This is a genomic window from Catenulispora sp. GAS73 (assembly GCF_041262085.1).
Classification (GTDB): Bacteria; Actinomycetota; Actinomycetes; order Streptomycetales; family Catenulisporaceae; genus Catenulispora.
Map to the genome: position 1 here is coordinate 251,089 of NZ_JBGCCM010000008.1, position 15,413 is coordinate 266,501.

A 15,413-nucleotide genomic window follows, 5' to 3' on the forward strand; every position below is an offset into this window, starting at 1 on the left:
CCACACCCGGGAGGGAACCCACCCATGTCCGAGTCCGCTCGTCCGCAGCGCCCCCGCCGTTCGTGTCTGGCGGTCCCCGGCTCCAACCCGCGCTTCCTGGAGAAGGCCCAGGGCCTGCCCGCCGACCAGGTCTTCCTGGATCTGGAGGACGCGTGCGCCCCGCTGGCCAAGCCCGAGGCCCGGCACACGATCGTGAAGTTCCTCAATGAGGGGGACTGGACCGGCAAGGCTCGGGTCGTGCGGGTCAACGACTGGACCACCGAGTGGACCTACCGCGACGTCGTCACCGTGGTCGAGGGCGCGGGCCAGAACCTGGACGCGATCATGCTGCCCAAGGTGCAGAACGCGGCCCAGGTGCAGGCGCTGGACCTGCTGCTCACGCAGATCGAGAAGACGATGGGCTTCGAGGTCGGCAAGATCGGCATCGAGGCGCAGATCGAGAACGCCGCCGGCCTGGTGAACGTCGACGAGATCGCCGCCGCCAGCCCGCGGCTGGAGACGATCATCTTCGGCCCGGCCGACTTCATGGCCTCGATCAACATGAAGTCGCTGGTCGTCGGCGCGCTGATCCCCGGCTACCCGGCCGACCCGTACCACTACATCCTGATGCGCATCCTGATGGCCGCGCGCATGCACAACCTGCAGGCGATCGACGGTCCGTTCCTGCAGATCCGCGACGTGGACGCTTTCCGCGAAGTCGCCGGCCGCTCGGCCGCCCTCGGCTTCGACGGCAAGTGGGTCCTGCACCCGGGCCAGGTCGAGGCGGCCAACGAGATCTACTCGCCGTCGCAGGAGGACTACGACCACGCCGAGCTGATCCTGGACGCCTACGACTACTGCACGTCCGAGGCCGGCGGCAAGAAGGGCTCGGCGATGCTGGGCGACGAGATGATCGACGAGGCCTCCCGCAAGATGGCCCTGGTCATCGCGGGCAAGGGCCGCGCCGCCGGGATGACTCGTACCACCTCGTTCGCTGCCCCTAATGCACACAGTCCGGAGGCCTGAGATGGGGCGCCTGGCGCAGACCGAGGGCCTGACCGACATCCAGGAGGAGATCCTGGCGACTGTCCGCACGTTCGTGGACAAGGAGATCATCCCGGTCGCCAACGATCTGGAGCACGCCGACGAGTACCCGACGCAGATCGTCGAGGGCATGAAGGAGATGGGCCTGTTCGGGCTCATGATCCCGGAGGAGTACGGCGGGCTCGGTGAGTCGCTGCTGACCTACGCGCTGGTGGTCGAGGAGATCGCGCGCGGCTGGATGTCGGTCTCCGGGATCCTGAACACGCACTTCATCGTCGCCTACATGATCAAGCAGCACGGCACCGTCGAGCAGAAGCGGCACTTCCTGCCCCGCATGGCCGAGGGTGAGATCCGGGCCGCGTTCTCGATGTCGGAGCCGGCGCTGGGCTCGGACGTCGCGGCGATCACGACGAAGGGCGTGCCCGATGGCGACGATTACGTCATCAACGGCCAGAAGATGTGGCTGACCAACGGCGGCTCCTCGACGCTGGTCGCCCTGCTGGCCCGCACCGACCTCGGCGAGCCGGCGGCGCACAAGAACCTCACCACCTTCCTGATCGAGAAGCCGGCCGGCTTCGGCGAGGTGGCGCCGGGCCTGACCGTCCCGGGCAAGATCCAGAAGATGGGCTACAAGGGCGTCGACACCACCGAGCTGGTGCTGTCCGACTACCGCATCCCGGCCGACCGGATCCTCGGCGGGGCGCCCGGCAAGGGTTTCGCGCACATGATGGACGGCGTCGAGGTGGGCCGGGTCAACGTGGCCGCCCGCGCCTGCGGCATCGCGGTGCGCGCCTTCGAGCTCGGCGCCGCCTACGCCCAGCAGCGCACCACCTTCGGCAAGCCGATCGCGCAGCACCAGGCGATCCAGTTCAAGCTGGCCGAGATGGGCGTCAAGGTCGAGGCCGCGCACGCGATGATGGTGCGCGCGGCGAAGGTCAAGGACGCCGGCCGGCGCAACGACCTGGAAGCCGGGATGGCCAAGTACCTGGCGGCCGAGTACTGCAAGGAGGTCGTCGAGGACTCCTTCCGGATCCACGGCGGCTACGGGTACTCCAAGGAGTACGAGATCGAGCGCCTGTACCGCGAGGCGCCGATGCTGCTGATCGGCGAGGGCACCGCCGAGATCCAGAAGATGATCATCGGTCGGCGGCTGCTGGAGGACTACAAGGCGAAGTAGGGCTCTGGTTCAGTTCTGAAACGCGCCGCGCCCGCCGGTCTTCCGGAGCTTGATACTCCGGAAGACCGGCGGGCGTCGCCGTGATGCGGTTCGTGCGCGAGACACTCTCGTGGCCGCGCCGGGCCATCAATCCCGGGCCATCAATCCGCGGGCGGTGCCCCGGAGGACGCCACGATCTGCTGCGCGGCCCGGACCCGGTCGTCGAGCTGCTGCCGGTACTCGGCCAGCGCCGGGCCGTGGGTGGCGATGTACTGCCGGTCGTAGGCGTCCCGGACGGCGGTGGCCGTTCCCATGAAGTTCGTGGCCTGCTTGCACCCGACATCCGCGGTCGCCTGCGCGATCTCGGCGGGGGAGTGGACCACCGTGTGGTGGCCGTCGGGGCCGACGACTTGCGCGTCCTGCGCAGTCGGGCTGTCCATCGCCTCGTACGGGGTGGCGAAGTGGTAACCCTTGCCCGTCATGCAGGCGCTCCACTCCTTGTTCGCGGCGAGGACTCGCGGGTCACTGAGCGGCGTCACCGGGCCCCCGTCCGGCAGGCCCGCCGCGCTCATGTTGGGGAACACTCCGCCGGTGCCCTGCTGGGCCTGGGCTTTGCAGCCGTGAGCCGGGACGGGCTTGCCCGCGTAGGCGGGCACGGGATGGCCGACGTCGTCCGTGCCGTTCTCCACCGACAGCGCGGCGGGCGACAGCGGTGCGGCGGTCGGCAGGCCCGGTGGCTCGGGGGGCGGGAGTTGGACGGCGTCGTAACCGTCGGTGGCGACGATCGAGGGATCGAAGAATCCGTAAAGGTGGGTGTGCGCGATCGCGACCCGGACCCCGTGCGCGTCGATGTCCGTGGCGTGGGTGTTGCTGCCGCGCAGTCCGAACCCCGCCATGCACCGGGAGTTCAGGACGTTGGCCGCGGCTATCAGGGTCAGGACGTCGGACGGCGTCGGGAGATAGGGATCGACGGGCCGGCTGATCTGCTCCAGGGTCGTCACCACCGGCACCGGCCCGGAAAGCGGCGGCAGTGCGGCGGCCGGCTTGGTCGTGCTGCCGCAGCCGGCCAGCAGCGCGGCCGGCGCCAGCGCGATGACGGCCCGCGTGAGGTGCTTCATGAGAGTCCGCATCCGGGTCGGGCCGGGCGGGCGGAGGGTTCCCGCCCGGCAGCTCTTTCTCAGAGGGCGGATTGTGACGATTTGCGGCATACGGAACCGCCGGCTGACTACGAAACGAGCGAAACGGTCTAGGAGCAAGCATGGCTAGACAGGTGGCCCGCGCATCCTGGTTGGCTGTAAGGGCCACCTGGCGACGCCAGGCGCCGCTCATAGACACTGCGGCTTCGCCGCCAATGGGTACAGCCGCGTCGCGAATTGTCACAATCCGCCCTCTCAGTTCTCGATGGTGACCGACCTGTTCTGCGACAGGTAGTAGTCGTACGGGTAGCGGACGTCGTTGGCCAGGAAGCTGGTGAAGTCGTCGCGCCCGGTGGTGGGGACGTAGTACATGGTGTAGCCGTGGTTCCACACGCCCTTGACGCCGCCCACGCCGCCCACGGTGTCGTTGTAGGTGCCCGCGCTGCCGGCATAGCAAGCGAGGGAGTCGTAGGTGTTGCCCTCGTAGATGGTGACGCCGTTGGTGCTGCAGCCGATGCCGCCGACGCGGTCGATCGCCGAGGCCGGGCCGGCGGTGAGCAGGGCGCCGCCGAGGGTGGCGGCGGCGGTGAGGGCGAGAGCGGCGGTCCGCCGCACGTGGCCGTGCTTCATGGGTGGCAAGCTCCTTCAGTGTTTTGGTGCGAAGGGATGTTCGCGTTCTGAAGTCTCGCCAGCCGTGCGTTGTACAGGCCAGAACCCCGTCCAGTTCGGTACATGCTGAACACCTGCACCGCCGGGGTGTCGACGGCCGGTTGTCATGTAAACGGATAGTCCGGCTGTTTCGTAAACTCGCTCGATGAGTAACGGTGTGAACCTAGGTGTGGGGAATCAGGACCGATGAGTGATGAGACGCTGCCCGACCCGGACCAGATCGTCGATCTTGCGGAGTTCGTCCACGAACTCGGCCGTTTGCGGCTTTGGGCTGGGGCGCCGTCGTTCCGGATTCTGGCCAAGCGGGTCGGGCCGTTGCTGCGGCCCCCTCAGGTCGTCGCGCACAGCACCGTCACCGGCCTCTTCCAGCCGGACCGCCGCCGCCTGGACATGGACCTGGTCCTCGCCGTCGTCCGGGCGCTGGGCGTGGACGAGCCCGGCGTCGATCGATGGCGGGCGGCGTACGTCCGCGTGCACGCCTCGGCGAAGGCCGGCGGCGCGGCCGGCGCGTTCCGGCAGCTGCCCCCGGACCTGGCCACGTTCACCGGGCGGGACGGGGAGCTCGCCCGGCTGGTCGAGGCCGCCACGGCACCGGCGGCCGGAACGCCCGCGGTCCGGGTGTGGGTGATCGAGGGCATGGCGGGCGTCGGGAAGACCCAGTTGGCCTTGCACGCCGCGCACGAGCTGGCCCGGGCCGGCCACTACACCGACTTTCAGCTCTATGCGAACCTGCGCGGCTACGACCCGGACCGTCCGCCCGCCGATCCGGCCGCGGTGCTGGAGACATTTCTGCGGCAGCTGGGCGTCGTGGCCCAGCACGTCCCGCAGACCTTGGAGGAACGGGCGGCCATGTTCCGGGACCGCCTGCACGGCCGGGCCGCCGTGGTGGTGCTGGACAACGCCGCTCAGGCCGAGCAGGTACGGGATCTGATTCCGAGCGGTCCGACCTGCCTGGTGCTGATCACGAGCCGGCGGAGCCTGACCGAGCTGCCCGAGGCCGGGGTGCTGATGCTCGACGTGTTCCAGCCCCGGGAATCGCTGGAGTTGTTCGGACGGATCGCCGGGGCCGACCGCGTCGGAGCCGATCCGCGGGCCGCGCAGCGGATCGTCGACCTGACCGGCGGTCTTCCGCTGGCGGTGGCGCTGGCCGCGGCCCGGCTCCGCTCACGTCCGGCCTGGAGCCTGGAGCAGCTGGCCGACCGTCTGGCCAAAGGAGCAGGCGCGGAGCCCGGTGTGACGGCCGTCCTCGACCTGTCCTACCAGGGCCTGCCGGAAGCCGCGCGCCGCGTGTTCCGGCTGCTGGGCACCGACCCGGGGCTGGACGTCACCGTGGACTCGGTCGCGGCGCTGGCCGGTATCAGCCTCGACGAGGCCGACCGGCTGCTGGAGCTGCTGCAGGACGAGCACCTGGCGCAACAGCAGGTTCCGGGCCGCTACGAGCTGCACGATCTGGTGCGGTGCTTCGCAGCCGACACGTCTCGGACCGTTGATTCGGATGCCGAGCGGAACGCCGCCTCGACCCGGTCGCTGGACTGGTATCTGCACTCTGTCTACGCGGCCGCGGACCTGGTCAACCGGAATCGGTACCGGAACGGCGATCTGCCGCGTCCGCCCTCCCTCCCGGTCGCCGAGCCGGCCGACGCGGAGGAAGCCCGCGCGTGGCTGTCCGCCGAGCGCGCGAACCTGCTGGCGGCGACGCGGTACGCGGCCGCGGAGGGGTGGCCCGGGCACGCCTGGCGGTTCACGCAGGCGCTGTGGAGCTACTACTACGTGTCCGGACTCAACTCGGACTGGGAGGAGAGCCTCGCCGTCGGCCTCGCCGCCGCCGAGGCCGACGGCGACGCCGCCGCGCAGGCCGAGCTGCAGCACGCCAGCGGGAACTTCGGAGTCGTGACGGGCCACCTCGACCAGGCGCTGCTGCACACCCGCGAGGCACTGCGGCTCCGCAAGATCGTGGGGGACCCGGTGAAGACCGCGTTCACCCTCGGGAACCTGGCGTGCGTGCTGTCCGACACGAGCCAGTACCGGCAGGGCATGGAGATCTTCCACGAGGCCCTCGCCCTCATGCGGGAGACCGGCAACCGGTTCGGCGAAGCGAACTGCCTGCACAACATGGGCATCGGAGCCTGCGCGATGGGCCGCCACCGCCAGGCCCTGGACTGGCTGGGCGAGGCCCTGGCGCTGTACCGGGAAACCGGGAACGATGACCATCAGACGTTCGTCCTGGTGGTCATCGGCCTGAACCTGGGCCTGCTGGGCGAGCACGACCGCGCGGCGGCCGCCGTCGCCGAGGGCGTGGCGCTCGCCGAGCAGAGCGACGCGGTCAGACGGCTCGCCCCGGCTGTCAACGTCCTGGGCATGCTGGCCACCGAGCGGGGCGAGTACGCCGAAGGGGCCCGGAACCACCGCCGGGCGTACGAGATCGCCAGCGAGGCCGGGGACTGGGGCGAGCAGGTCGAGGCGCTGTTCGAGCTCGGCGTGAACGCGCTGCGGGCCGGCGATCCGGCCGGTTCGCTGGAGTTCCTCGACCAGGCCGCCGCTCTGCTGGACGGACGGGAGTACCACCGGTGGATCCAGTTGCTCCCGCAACAGCGGGGCGACACGCTGCTCGCCCTCGGCGACCTGGCCGGCGCGGCCGAGCTCTACCGGCGGGTGCTCGGCTCGGAGGAGGACTCGGAGGCGGTCGTCAGGGGGCGCGCCGCGTACGGCCTGGCCCGCGTCGCCTTGGCCGCGAACCCGCCGGACCACGACAGTGCCCGGACCCGTCTGCACGAGGCCCTGCGGATCCTGGCGGAGGCGGAGCTTCCGTCGCTGCGGGAGACCGTCGCCGCGACGCTTGCCGAGGTCGGCGTCGGCTCGGAGCCGTGACCGGAAGCGTTTTCGTGGCGCCCGGATTCTCTGCCGGGAGAGCCGGGCGCTTCGGCGTTGTCGAGGGTTTCCGCCGGTTTGCGTGGGATCATGGCCGGATGGAGGCGCGGTGAGGTTCGTCGACGATCACGGCACGCTGCTGCACGTCGTCCGCGACGGTGCGCAGGGTCCTGTCGTGCTGTTCGTGCAGGGGTTGGCCGGTGCCTGGTTCGAGTGGGACCCGGTGGTGCCGATGCTCGCCGGGGATCATCGGCTGGTGCGCTTCGACCGTCCCGGTCTGGGCTGGTCGCAGCCGGAGGTCGGGGCGGACGGCCGGCTGCTGCCGCAGTCGCTGGTCGGTGAGGCGGAGCGGTTGGGCCGGGTGCTGGACGCGGTCGGTGTCGGGCCGCGGGAGAAGGTCGTCGTGGTCGCGCACTCCTACGGCGCGTTCCACGCCGAGGCCTTCGCGCGGCTGCATCCCGAGCGGATCGCCGGGATCGTCTTCGTCGACGGCAGCGCCGAGCCGGACATCACGCCGGCGCCGGGCGGGCCGGGCCGGGCGTTCGGGCAGGCTTTCGTGCGGGGGACCAGGATGCTCGGCCTGAACCAGGTGCTGGGGCCGGCGGTGCGGCGGCTGGTCTACCAGGCCGCGAGCACGACGCACCGGGATCCGGACCGGGAGTTGGGGCGCGCCGTCTACCGCTCCAGCCGGGTCGCGGCGGCGGTGGTGAACGAGCTGTGGTCGTACCGTCCGGCCGCGGTGGAGTTACTTGAGCTGCGTTGCGAACGTCCGTTCCCCGAGGTTCTGGTACAGGTGCTGGTGGGGGCGGCGGGCGCGTCAGAGGACGGACACGCGCGCAAGTGGGTCGAACGTCAGCGCGACTTCGCGGGGTTGTTTCCCGGTGCCGAAGTCGTAGAGTTACCCGATGCCAAACACCTGATCGCCGCCGACCGGCCGGACGCGGTCGCCACCGCCGTGCGCTCCCTGGGTTTTTGAGTGGTCGGTCCCGCTGCGGGGTCGGGTTGCGGCAGGATGGTGCCTTGAGGCGGTTGAAGAGCGCGAACGTATAGGGCGGGAAGTAAACAGTGGCGACTTACTACGTCATAGCGAGGATGGACGGGACACGGTTCGTGGGGCCGGACCACCACAAGGTCGACCTCTACGACGCGCTCGAGCGGGGCGTGACCACGTTCATCCCCTCGACGTGGCAGGACCACGACCCGCTGTCCGTCGACGACGACGAAGCGTCGCCGAAGTCCGACGTCCCGGTGGGGCTGCTGGTCTACCCCGACCCCGCGCAGGCGGGCCTGGGCATCGCCGACGACATGACACTCTCCCTCGGCATCGACGGCGGCTTCCGCCTGTTCCAGCTCCAGGCGGTCTCGGCCCCGGAGCACTACACGCCCTCCAGCGCGGTCGGTGCCAAGGCCATCGTCACCCGCGAGTTCCTGGTGGTCGCCGAGGTCCCGGGCTGGTGGGCCTACGGCCCGCACGGCCGCCACGTCAACGGCCTGATCACCGCGGTCTCGAACCTGGAGCGCCAGCAGGTGGACCAGATAGGGACCGGCCTGGAGCGCCCGGACGTGATCTTCGAAGTGGACCGCCGCGAAGTCCTCGACGCCGCCGACCTGGAACTCCTGCGCCACGACCGCGTCGGCGCCGCCCGCGTGGCCCGCGGCTACGCCCGCGCGGCGACCTACCGAGCCTGGGACCGCGACGCCGGTCTGTCCCGCGCCGCCTCCCTCATCGGCGACCTGGCGCACGCCACAGTGGTCGGCGACGTACTGAGCGAGGAGCAGTTGGCGCTGCTCCTGAAGAAGCTGACGCCGCACATCTCCGAGGTGATGCCCGCCGGCGAGATGGAGGCTTACGGCTCGGTCGCGGAGGAGGCCGCCGGGAGCGACGCCGACGCCGAGGTCGGGGTCGAGGACTAGGGGCTGGGGTCAGTACAGCTAGCTAGCTCGGCGGCGTGAGCCAGTCGCCGGGTTCTTTCGGCGGCTCGATGTCCTGCACATCAGCAGTCTGTGTCTCGGCGATCGGAATCCGGTCCTGCGTCGGCGGCATCGGTCCCGGCACAGCCCAGGACTCTTGCGTCGGGGGAGCCGGCGGCTGGCTCGGCATCGGGTACCCCGGCATCGGGTAGCCGCCCGGGCCCGGCGCCTGGCCCGGCATCGGGTAGCCCGGGATCCCGTAGCCGTAGGCCAGCCCGTAAGGCGCCTGCGCCGGCATCCCCGGCCCGCCGTACCAAGCCCCCGCCCGGTTGCGTGCCTTCTGTTCCTTCGTGATCGTCGCCACGTAGGCGATCGCCAGCAGTGCCGCCGCTACGCCGACCGTCAGTGCCACGATGCCGGCCGTGACCGCCGACTGCGTGTCGCTCACGCGGTTCACCGGTGCGTCGTTCTGCAGTTGGCCGTTCTCGCCGCTCGCCGCCAGGCCGCTGATCCAGAAGGCCACGTATGCGGCCCACCACCAGCCGGTGATCTGGCCGCCGCCGGCGGGTCGGCCCTGGCGGCCGAGCATGGTGCCGCGGTAGGTGTCGCGGGCGACGATGCAGGGCAGGATCAGGCCCGCCACCGGGATGAACCAGCCGCCGATCGACCAGCCGGGGTGCAGGGTGCCGCGGTTGGGGGTGTAGGCCTCGGCGTTGGTGCGGGCGGCCCAGAACCAGCAGATGAAGAGCACGATCGTGGCCAGCGTGAAGAGCGTGAACCAGCCCATGGTGTCGCGGGCGGCCGCGTCGGAGTCGTCCAGGCTGGTCGGGTCCACAGATGCCGGGTCGTTGAGGAAGTCGGAGAGCAGCGAGTGCCGCCAGACCAGGAACCCGGCGGCGAGCGCGGCCATCGCCGCGTCCAGGGCCAGCAGGACGATCGTCGCGACGCCGAGGCCGGCGACCGAGGTCCTGATGCGGGGCGTCTTCATGCCGTAGGGCGTGGGGTATCCGTAGTCGGATATCGGGCTCCCGGTCACGCGGGGCATCACATCAGGGCGGAGGCACCGCGTCAAGAACGTGGCGGACCTCACCGCCCGGCGTACTACTGGCGAGTAGCCCGCTGCGCGAAGATGACCGCAGAACGCAGGACAGCGGCAGCGCCGACCGGGCGACCGGCGGCGACCAGGCGACCAGGTGAGAAGGGACCCCCCTCCATGCAGTTCGGCCGGTATTTCGAGGAGTTCGAGGTCGGCGCGGTGTACAAGCACTGGCCGGGCAAGACGGTCACCGAGTACGACGACCACCTGTTCTGCCTGATCACCATGAACCACCACCCGCTCCACCTTGACGCCAACTACGCCGAGGAGACCACCGACTTCAAGCGGAACGTCGTCGTCGGCAACTACATCTACTCGCTGCTCCTGGGCATGTCCGTGGCCGACGTGTCCGGCAAGGCGATCGCGAACCTGGAAGTGGAGTCGCTGCGGCACATCGCCCCGACCTTCCACGGCGACACCATCTACGGCGAGACCGAGGTCCTGGACAAGACGGAGTCCAAGTCCAAGACCGACCGCGGCATCGTCTACGTCGAGACCAAGGGCTACAAGCAGGACGGCACCGTGGTCTGCGTCTTCCGCCGCAAGGTGATGGTCCCCAAGCGCTCGTACGGCGAGGCCAGGGGCGGCGAGCAGCCCGGCCGCCCGACCCCCGCGGCGTAGCCGGCGGCCCGCGCGGGGTTGGAGCGCGGCAGGGCGCGGGAGAACACAGTGAGGGGCGCGTAATCGGAACCGCGCCCCGCCCCTGGCCCGACCGCCCCCGCCATCCGGGTGACAGGGCTTGACGGACCGCCCGCCCTGAGAGGACTGTCAGTCTCTATGAAGGCCGAGCCCAGCTGCCCACGCTGTGGGAGCCGGGTGCGCGCCCCGGGCCTGCTGTCCACGACCTGGCAGTGCGACCTGCACGGCGCGATTCAGCCCCTGCAGCCGGTACAGCCCCCCACCGCGAAGGAACTGGCCGAGACGGCCGCCAACAGCCAGGTCCCGGTGTGGATGCCCTGGCCGCTGCCCACCGGCTGGGAGTTCACCGGCATGGCCTACGCCGGGGACGAGGCCGGGGCCCGCGCGACCGCCGTCGCCTGTGCCGGCCCGAACCCGTTCGGCGGAGTCGGGGAACTGCTGCTGATCGCCGAGGAGATGGGCGTCGGCCTCGGCGCGCGCTTCGCCGGGCTGGAGGGCCCGGACCCGGGCGAGATCTTCGAGCAGACCGCCGCCCACGCCAAGCTCTACGCCGCGGGCCGCTCCACCTCCATGTGGAACGTCCCGGACACCGGCGACCGCGCGGTGTTCCTCGGCGAGGCCGGCGGATTGTGGCTGTGGGCGGTCCTGTGGCCGCACGACGCGGCCCACCTGATGTACGACGACCTCGTGCTCACCGATCTCCGGGACGCCGGCGCCGAGATCGACTGGATCCCGGTCGGCGGCCTGTCGCTGCGCCTGATGGAGATGTAGCTGCCATAGCAGCGGGACACGCGGCGCCGGCCGGCATACCATCGCGGGGCCCATGTCGCAGAGCACACCGACCCTCCCGCGCTCCTCCCGGAAAAGAGCACATCGGTGTGAACCTCGTGTGGCCGTCGGCCCGCGGGGGCCCTGCGCCCCGCGGCGGTAAGCCACAATGACCGACGTGACCCACACCGTGCGCGACATCATCCTCCTAGGCTCCACCGGCTCCATCGGCACCCAGACGCTGGACCTGGTCTCCCGCAACCCCGAGCGCTTCCGCATCGTCGGCCTGGCGGCCGGCGGCGGGAACCCGGAACTCCTGGCGGAGCAGGCCCTGACCACCGGCGCGCGCACGGTCGCCGTCGCCAAGGCCAGTGCCGCGCAGGACCTGAACCTCGCCTTCTACGCGGCGGCCCAGAAGCGCGGCTACTCGGCCGGCGAGTTCCAGATCCCGGAGATCCTGGCCGGTCCCGAGGCCTCGGCCGAGCTCGCCGCGCGCGAGTGCGACATCGTCCTGAACGCCATCGACGGCGCGGCCGGTCTCAAGGCCACGCTGGTCGCCCTGGACTCCGGCCGGACCCTCGCGCTGGCCAACAAGGAGTCCCTGATCATCGGCGGCGACCTGGTCGCCCGGCGGGCCAAGCCCGGCCAGATCGTCCCGGTCGACTCCGAGCACTCCGCCCTGGCGCAGGCGCTGCGCGGCGGGCGCGCCCAGGAGGTGGACAAGCTGGTCGTCACCGCCTCCGGCGGTCCGTTCCGCGGCCGGACCCGGGCCGAGATGGCGGACGCCTCCCCCGAACAGGCCATGAAGCACCCGACCTGGAACATGGGGCCGCTGGTCACCTGCAACTCCGCGACCCTGGTGAACAAGGGCCTGGAGGTGATCGAGGCGCACCTGTTGTTCGACGTGCCCTTCGACCGCATCGAGGTGGTGGTGCATCCGCAGTCCATCGTGCACTCGATGGTCCAGTTCGTGGACGGCTCCACGCTGGCCCAGGCCAGCCCGCCGGACATGCGCCTGCCGATCGCCCTGGCCCTGGGCTGGCCGGACCGGGTCCCCGGCGCCGCCCCGGCGCTGGACTGGACCAAGGCCGCCACCTGGGAGTTCTTCCCTCTCGACGACGAGGCGTTCCCCTCGGTCCGGCTGGCCAAGCAGGTCGGCGCAACCGGCGGGACCGCTCCGGCCGTCTTCAACGGTGCCAACGAGGAGTGTGTGGCCGCGTTCCTCACCGGCCGCCTCCGCTTCCCGGCGATCGTCGATACCATCGAACGGGTGGTCGCCGAGCACGCCGGTTCAGGGCGCTCTCAGGGTGGGGACCTTACTCTGGAGGCCGTCCTGGAGGCGGATTCCTGGGCGCGTACGCGTGCGCGGGAACTCACAGCCGGCTGAAAGACTTTGATTAGGTGACGGGTACAGCCCAGGCGCCAGTGCCGACGACGATAGGTGGATAAGTGGGCCCGCTAGGCATCATCCTGTTCGTCGCCGCGCTCGTGGCCTCGATCATGCTGCACGAGGCCGGGCACATGGTGTGCGCGCGCAAGGCCGGCGGCAAGGTCACCGAGTTCTTCCTGGGGTTCGGGCCGAAGATCTGGTCCTTCCACAAGGGCGAGACCGAGTACGGCGTCAAGGCGATCCCGGCCGGCGGCTACGTGAAGATCGTCGGGATGACGGACCTGGAGCCGATCGACCCCGAGGACGAGCCGCGGGCCTTCTACCGCAAGCCGCTGGGCTGGCGGCTGCTGACGCTGTCGGCCGGCTCGCTCACCCACTTCCTCATCGCCCTGTTCCTGCTCGTGCTGGTGCCGCTGACCTGGGGGATCCGGTCTCAGGACCTGTCCGGGACGGTCGGCACGGTCACCCAGTGCCTGAAGACCACGGCCGGCGCCTGCGGCACCGCTGACGCCGAGAGCCCGGCCAAGGCCGCCGGGCTGGAGAACGGCGACAAGATCGTCGCGGTCAACGGGGTCGCCACGCACAGCTGGCAGGACGTCACCGACCAGCTGCACAACGGCCAGCCGAAGCTCGGCGGCGACAACAAGCCGACCAGCGCTCCGGTGCCGGTCAGCGTGACCTACGTGCGCGCCGGCCAGCAGCAGACCACCACGATCACCCCCCAGGTGGGCAACGTCTCGGCCGATCCCAAGAAGGTGCTGCTGGGCCTGATGATCGGCATCCAGGCTCCGCCGCCGGTCTATCAGCACCCCGGGTTCCTGAACGAGGTCGGCAACGGCTTCACCGGCTTCGGCACCTACGCCAAGGGCTCGGTGACCGGCCTGGTCGACATCCCGGCCTCGATCCCCAAGCTGTTCCAGGCCACCACCAGCGACAAGCCGCGCGACGCCAACGCCCCGGTGGGCGTGGTCGGCATGGCGAGCCTGACCAGCGGCGTGATCCAGAACAGCGGCTACGCCGGCTTCCTGTACTACATCGCCAGCATCAACATGTTCATCGGCATCTTCAACCTGCTGCCGCTGCTGCCCCTGGACGGCGGGCACATCGCCATCGCGCTGTACGAGGCGGGCCGCCGCAAGGTCGCCAAGGCCTTCGGCCGGCCGGACCCGGGCCGCGTGGACCTGAACAAGCTGATGCCGGCCGCGTTCACCTTCCTGGTCCTGTTCGTCGGGCTGTCGCTGCTGCTGATGGCCGCCGACATCACCAACCCGCTGAAGTACCCGAGCTGATCGGGCGTTCACTCTGATCGGGCGTTCACTCCGATCAGGTGTTGACGCTGATCGCGGATTGACTCGGGCCGGTCCGAGCGGTAGCTGTGACCTGCGCCACCGTGGCGCCGGTGAAGGCCGAGTGAAAATCTCGCGGCGCGTGCGAACGCCTCGCGAACGTGCCGTAGCGTGGACGGCGAGCAGAAAACCATTCACGGAACGGTGAGACCTTGACCGCCATCGCGTTGGGCATGCCCGCACTCCCGACCAAGCCGCTTGCCATCCGCCGCAAGTCCCGCCAGATCATGGTGGGGAACGTCCCGGTGGGCGGCGACGCCCCGGTGTCCGTGCAGTCGATGACCACGACCCTCACCGCCGACGTGAACGCCACGCTCCAGCAGATCGCGCAGCTCACCGCCGCCGGCTGCCAGATCGTGCGGGTCGCGGTGCCCTCGCAGGACGACGCCGACGCGCTGCCGATGATCGCGAAGAAGTCGCAGATCCCGGTGATCGCCGACATCCACTTCCAGCCGAAGTACGTCTTCGCCGCGATCGACGCCGGCTGCGCCGCGGTCCGCGTGAACCCCGGCAACATCAAGGCTTTCGACGACAAGGTCGGGGAGATCGCCAAGGCGGCCAAGGCCGCGGGCACCCCGATCCGGATCGGCGTGAACGCCGGCTCGCTGGACAAGCGGCTGTATGAGAAGTACGGCAAGGCCACCGCCGAGGCGCTCGTGGAATCCGCGCTGTGGGAGTGCTCGCTGTTCGAGGAGCACGACTTCCGCGACATCAAGATCTCGGTCAAGCACAACGACCCGGTCGTGATGATCAACGCCTACCGGCTGCTGGCCCAGGCCTGCGACTACCCGCTGCACCTGGGGGTCACCGAGGCCGGCCCGGCGTTCCAGGGCACCATCAAGTCCGCGGTCGCCTTCGGCGCGCTGCTGGCCGAGGGCATCGGGGACACCATCCGGGTCTCGCTGTCCGCGCCGCCGGTGGAGGAGGTCAAGGTCGGCCAGCAGATCCTGGAGTCCCTGGGCCTGCGCCAGCGCGGCCTGGAGATCGTCTCCTGCCCTTCGTGCGGTCGGGCCCAGGTGGACGTGTACAAGCTCGCCGACCAGGTCAGCGCGGCGCTCGACGGCCTGAAGGTGCCGCTGCGGGTGGCGGTCATGGGCTGCGTCGTGAACGGCCCGGGCGAGGCGCGCGAGGCCGACCTCGGCGTGGCCTCCGGCAACGGCAAGGGCCAGATCTTCGTGCGCGGCGAGGTCATCAAGACCGTGCCCGAGGCGCAGATCGTGGAGACGCTGATCGAGGAGGCCTTCAAGCTCGCCTCCGAGATGGGCCTGGAGATCGACGCCGAGACCGGTGAGATCGTGGAGTCTGTGAACGCCGCGCTTTAAAGCTCCGCTTCCAGTACCGTCCTATACGGGGCTGTTTTCTCGGCTCCGTAGAACGCTTCCGCGGTGGCGGCCGCGCACCGAACAGCCGC

At 70.3% G+C, this 15,413-nt stretch carries 14 protein-coding genes; 10 read left to right on the top strand and 4 right to left on the bottom strand.

The features are described from left to right. Positions 1–24 precede the first annotated feature (24 nt). Together ABH935_RS14635 and ABH935_RS14640 are read left to right on the top strand one after the other, a co-directional pair. The gene (locus ABH935_RS14635; RefSeq protein ID WP_370378411.1) at positions 25–1,005 is read left to right on the top strand and encodes a CoA ester lyase; all 981 of its coding nucleotides are present in this window, start codon (positions 25–27) and stop codon (positions 1,003–1,005) included. Position 1,006: 1 nt separating this feature from the next. After that, complete coding sequence (locus ABH935_RS14640) at positions 1,007–2,200, top strand: acyl-CoA dehydrogenase family protein (RefSeq protein ID WP_370378412.1); 1,194 nt, start codon at positions 1,007–1,009, stop codon at positions 2,198–2,200. Positions 2,201–2,340: 140 nt separating this feature from the next. On the opposite strand, the gene ABH935_RS14645 is transcribed toward ABH935_RS14640, so the two are convergent. Together ABH935_RS14645 and ABH935_RS14650 are read right to left on the bottom strand one after the other, a co-directional pair. After that, positions 2,341–3,297: a hypothetical protein gene (locus ABH935_RS14645; RefSeq protein WP_370378413.1), complete on the bottom strand. Its 957-nt coding sequence runs from the start codon at positions 3,295–3,297 to the stop codon at positions 2,341–2,343. A gap of 273 nt (positions 3,298–3,570) precedes the next feature. Next, the gene (locus ABH935_RS14650; protein ID WP_370378414.1) at positions 3,571–3,945 is read right to left on the bottom strand and encodes a hypothetical protein; all 375 of its coding nucleotides are present in this window, start codon (positions 3,943–3,945) and stop codon (positions 3,571–3,573) included. Positions 3,946–4,170: 225 nt separating this feature from the next. Between ABH935_RS14650 and ABH935_RS14655 the strand changes: the two genes are divergently transcribed. The 3 genes from ABH935_RS14655 (at position 4,171) to ABH935_RS14665 (ending at position 8,766) form a co-directional block, all read left to right on the top strand. Further along, positions 4,171–6,852 (top strand): tetratricopeptide repeat protein, encoded by a 2,682-nt coding sequence (locus ABH935_RS14655; RefSeq protein ID WP_370378415.1) that lies wholly within the window; start codon positions 4,171–4,173, stop codon positions 6,850–6,852. A 109-nt stretch (positions 6,853–6,961) separates the two neighbouring features. After that, positions 6,962–7,828, top strand: coding sequence for an alpha/beta fold hydrolase (locus ABH935_RS14660; protein ID WP_370378416.1), 867 nt, complete (start codon positions 6,962–6,964; stop codon positions 7,826–7,828). Positions 7,829–7,944: 116 nt separating this feature from the next. Next, on the top strand, positions 7,945–8,766 hold the full coding sequence (locus ABH935_RS14665) for a hypothetical protein (protein ID WP_370378417.1): 822 nt from the start codon (positions 7,945–7,947) through the stop codon (positions 8,764–8,766). A gap of 22 nt (positions 8,767–8,788) precedes the next feature. Here the strand turns inward: ABH935_RS14665 and ABH935_RS14670 are convergent, their stop codons facing one another. Continuing rightward, complete coding sequence (locus ABH935_RS14670; RefSeq protein WP_370378418.1) at positions 8,789–9,799, bottom strand: DUF4328 domain-containing protein; 1,011 nt, start codon at positions 9,797–9,799, stop codon at positions 8,789–8,791. Between the two features lie 177 nt (positions 9,800–9,976). Here ABH935_RS14670 and ABH935_RS14675 point away from each other — a divergent pair, with 177 nt between their 5' ends. The 4 genes from ABH935_RS14675 to ABH935_RS14690 all read left to right on the top strand — a co-directional run bounded on the left by ABH935_RS14675 (position 9,977) and on the right by ABH935_RS14690 (position 13,945). After that, positions 9,977–10,480: a MaoC family dehydratase gene (locus tag ABH935_RS14675; RefSeq protein ID WP_370378419.1), complete on the top strand. Its 504-nt coding sequence runs from the start codon at positions 9,977–9,979 to the stop codon at positions 10,478–10,480. A gap of 156 nt (positions 10,481–10,636) precedes the next feature. After that, on the top strand, positions 10,637–11,269 hold the full coding sequence (locus ABH935_RS14680) for a DUF6758 family protein (protein WP_370378420.1): 633 nt from the start codon (positions 10,637–10,639) through the stop codon (positions 11,267–11,269). Positions 11,270–11,435: 166 nt separating this feature from the next. Continuing rightward, positions 11,436–12,653: a 1-deoxy-D-xylulose-5-phosphate reductoisomerase gene (dxr, locus tag ABH935_RS14685; RefSeq protein ID WP_370378421.1), complete on the top strand. Its 1,218-nt coding sequence runs from the start codon at positions 11,436–11,438 to the stop codon at positions 12,651–12,653. Positions 12,654–12,715: 62 nt separating this feature from the next. Then, positions 12,716–13,945 carry an RIP metalloprotease gene (locus tag ABH935_RS14690; protein ID WP_370378422.1) on the top strand — a complete coding sequence of 410 codons (1,230 nt, stop codon included), beginning with the start codon at positions 12,716–12,718 and terminating at the stop codon, positions 13,943–13,945. A 34-nt stretch (positions 13,946–13,979) separates the two neighbouring features. On the opposite strand, the gene ABH935_RS14695 is transcribed toward ABH935_RS14690, so the two are convergent. Then, the gene (locus ABH935_RS14695) at positions 13,980–14,177 is read right to left on the bottom strand and encodes a hypothetical protein (RefSeq protein ID WP_370378423.1); all 198 of its coding nucleotides are present in this window, start codon (positions 14,175–14,177) and stop codon (positions 13,980–13,982) included. On the opposite strand from ABH935_RS14695, the gene ispG reads away from it, so the two are divergent. Beyond that, positions 14,176–15,324, top strand: a complete 1,149-nt coding sequence (gene ispG / locus ABH935_RS14700) for a flavodoxin-dependent (E)-4-hydroxy-3-methylbut-2-enyl-diphosphate synthase (protein ID WP_370378424.1) — start codon at positions 14,176–14,178, stop codon at positions 15,322–15,324. The two genes, ABH935_RS14695 and ispG, sit on opposite strands and share 2 nt — an antisense overlap. The last annotated feature ends 89 nt before the right edge of the window (positions 15,325–15,413 follow it).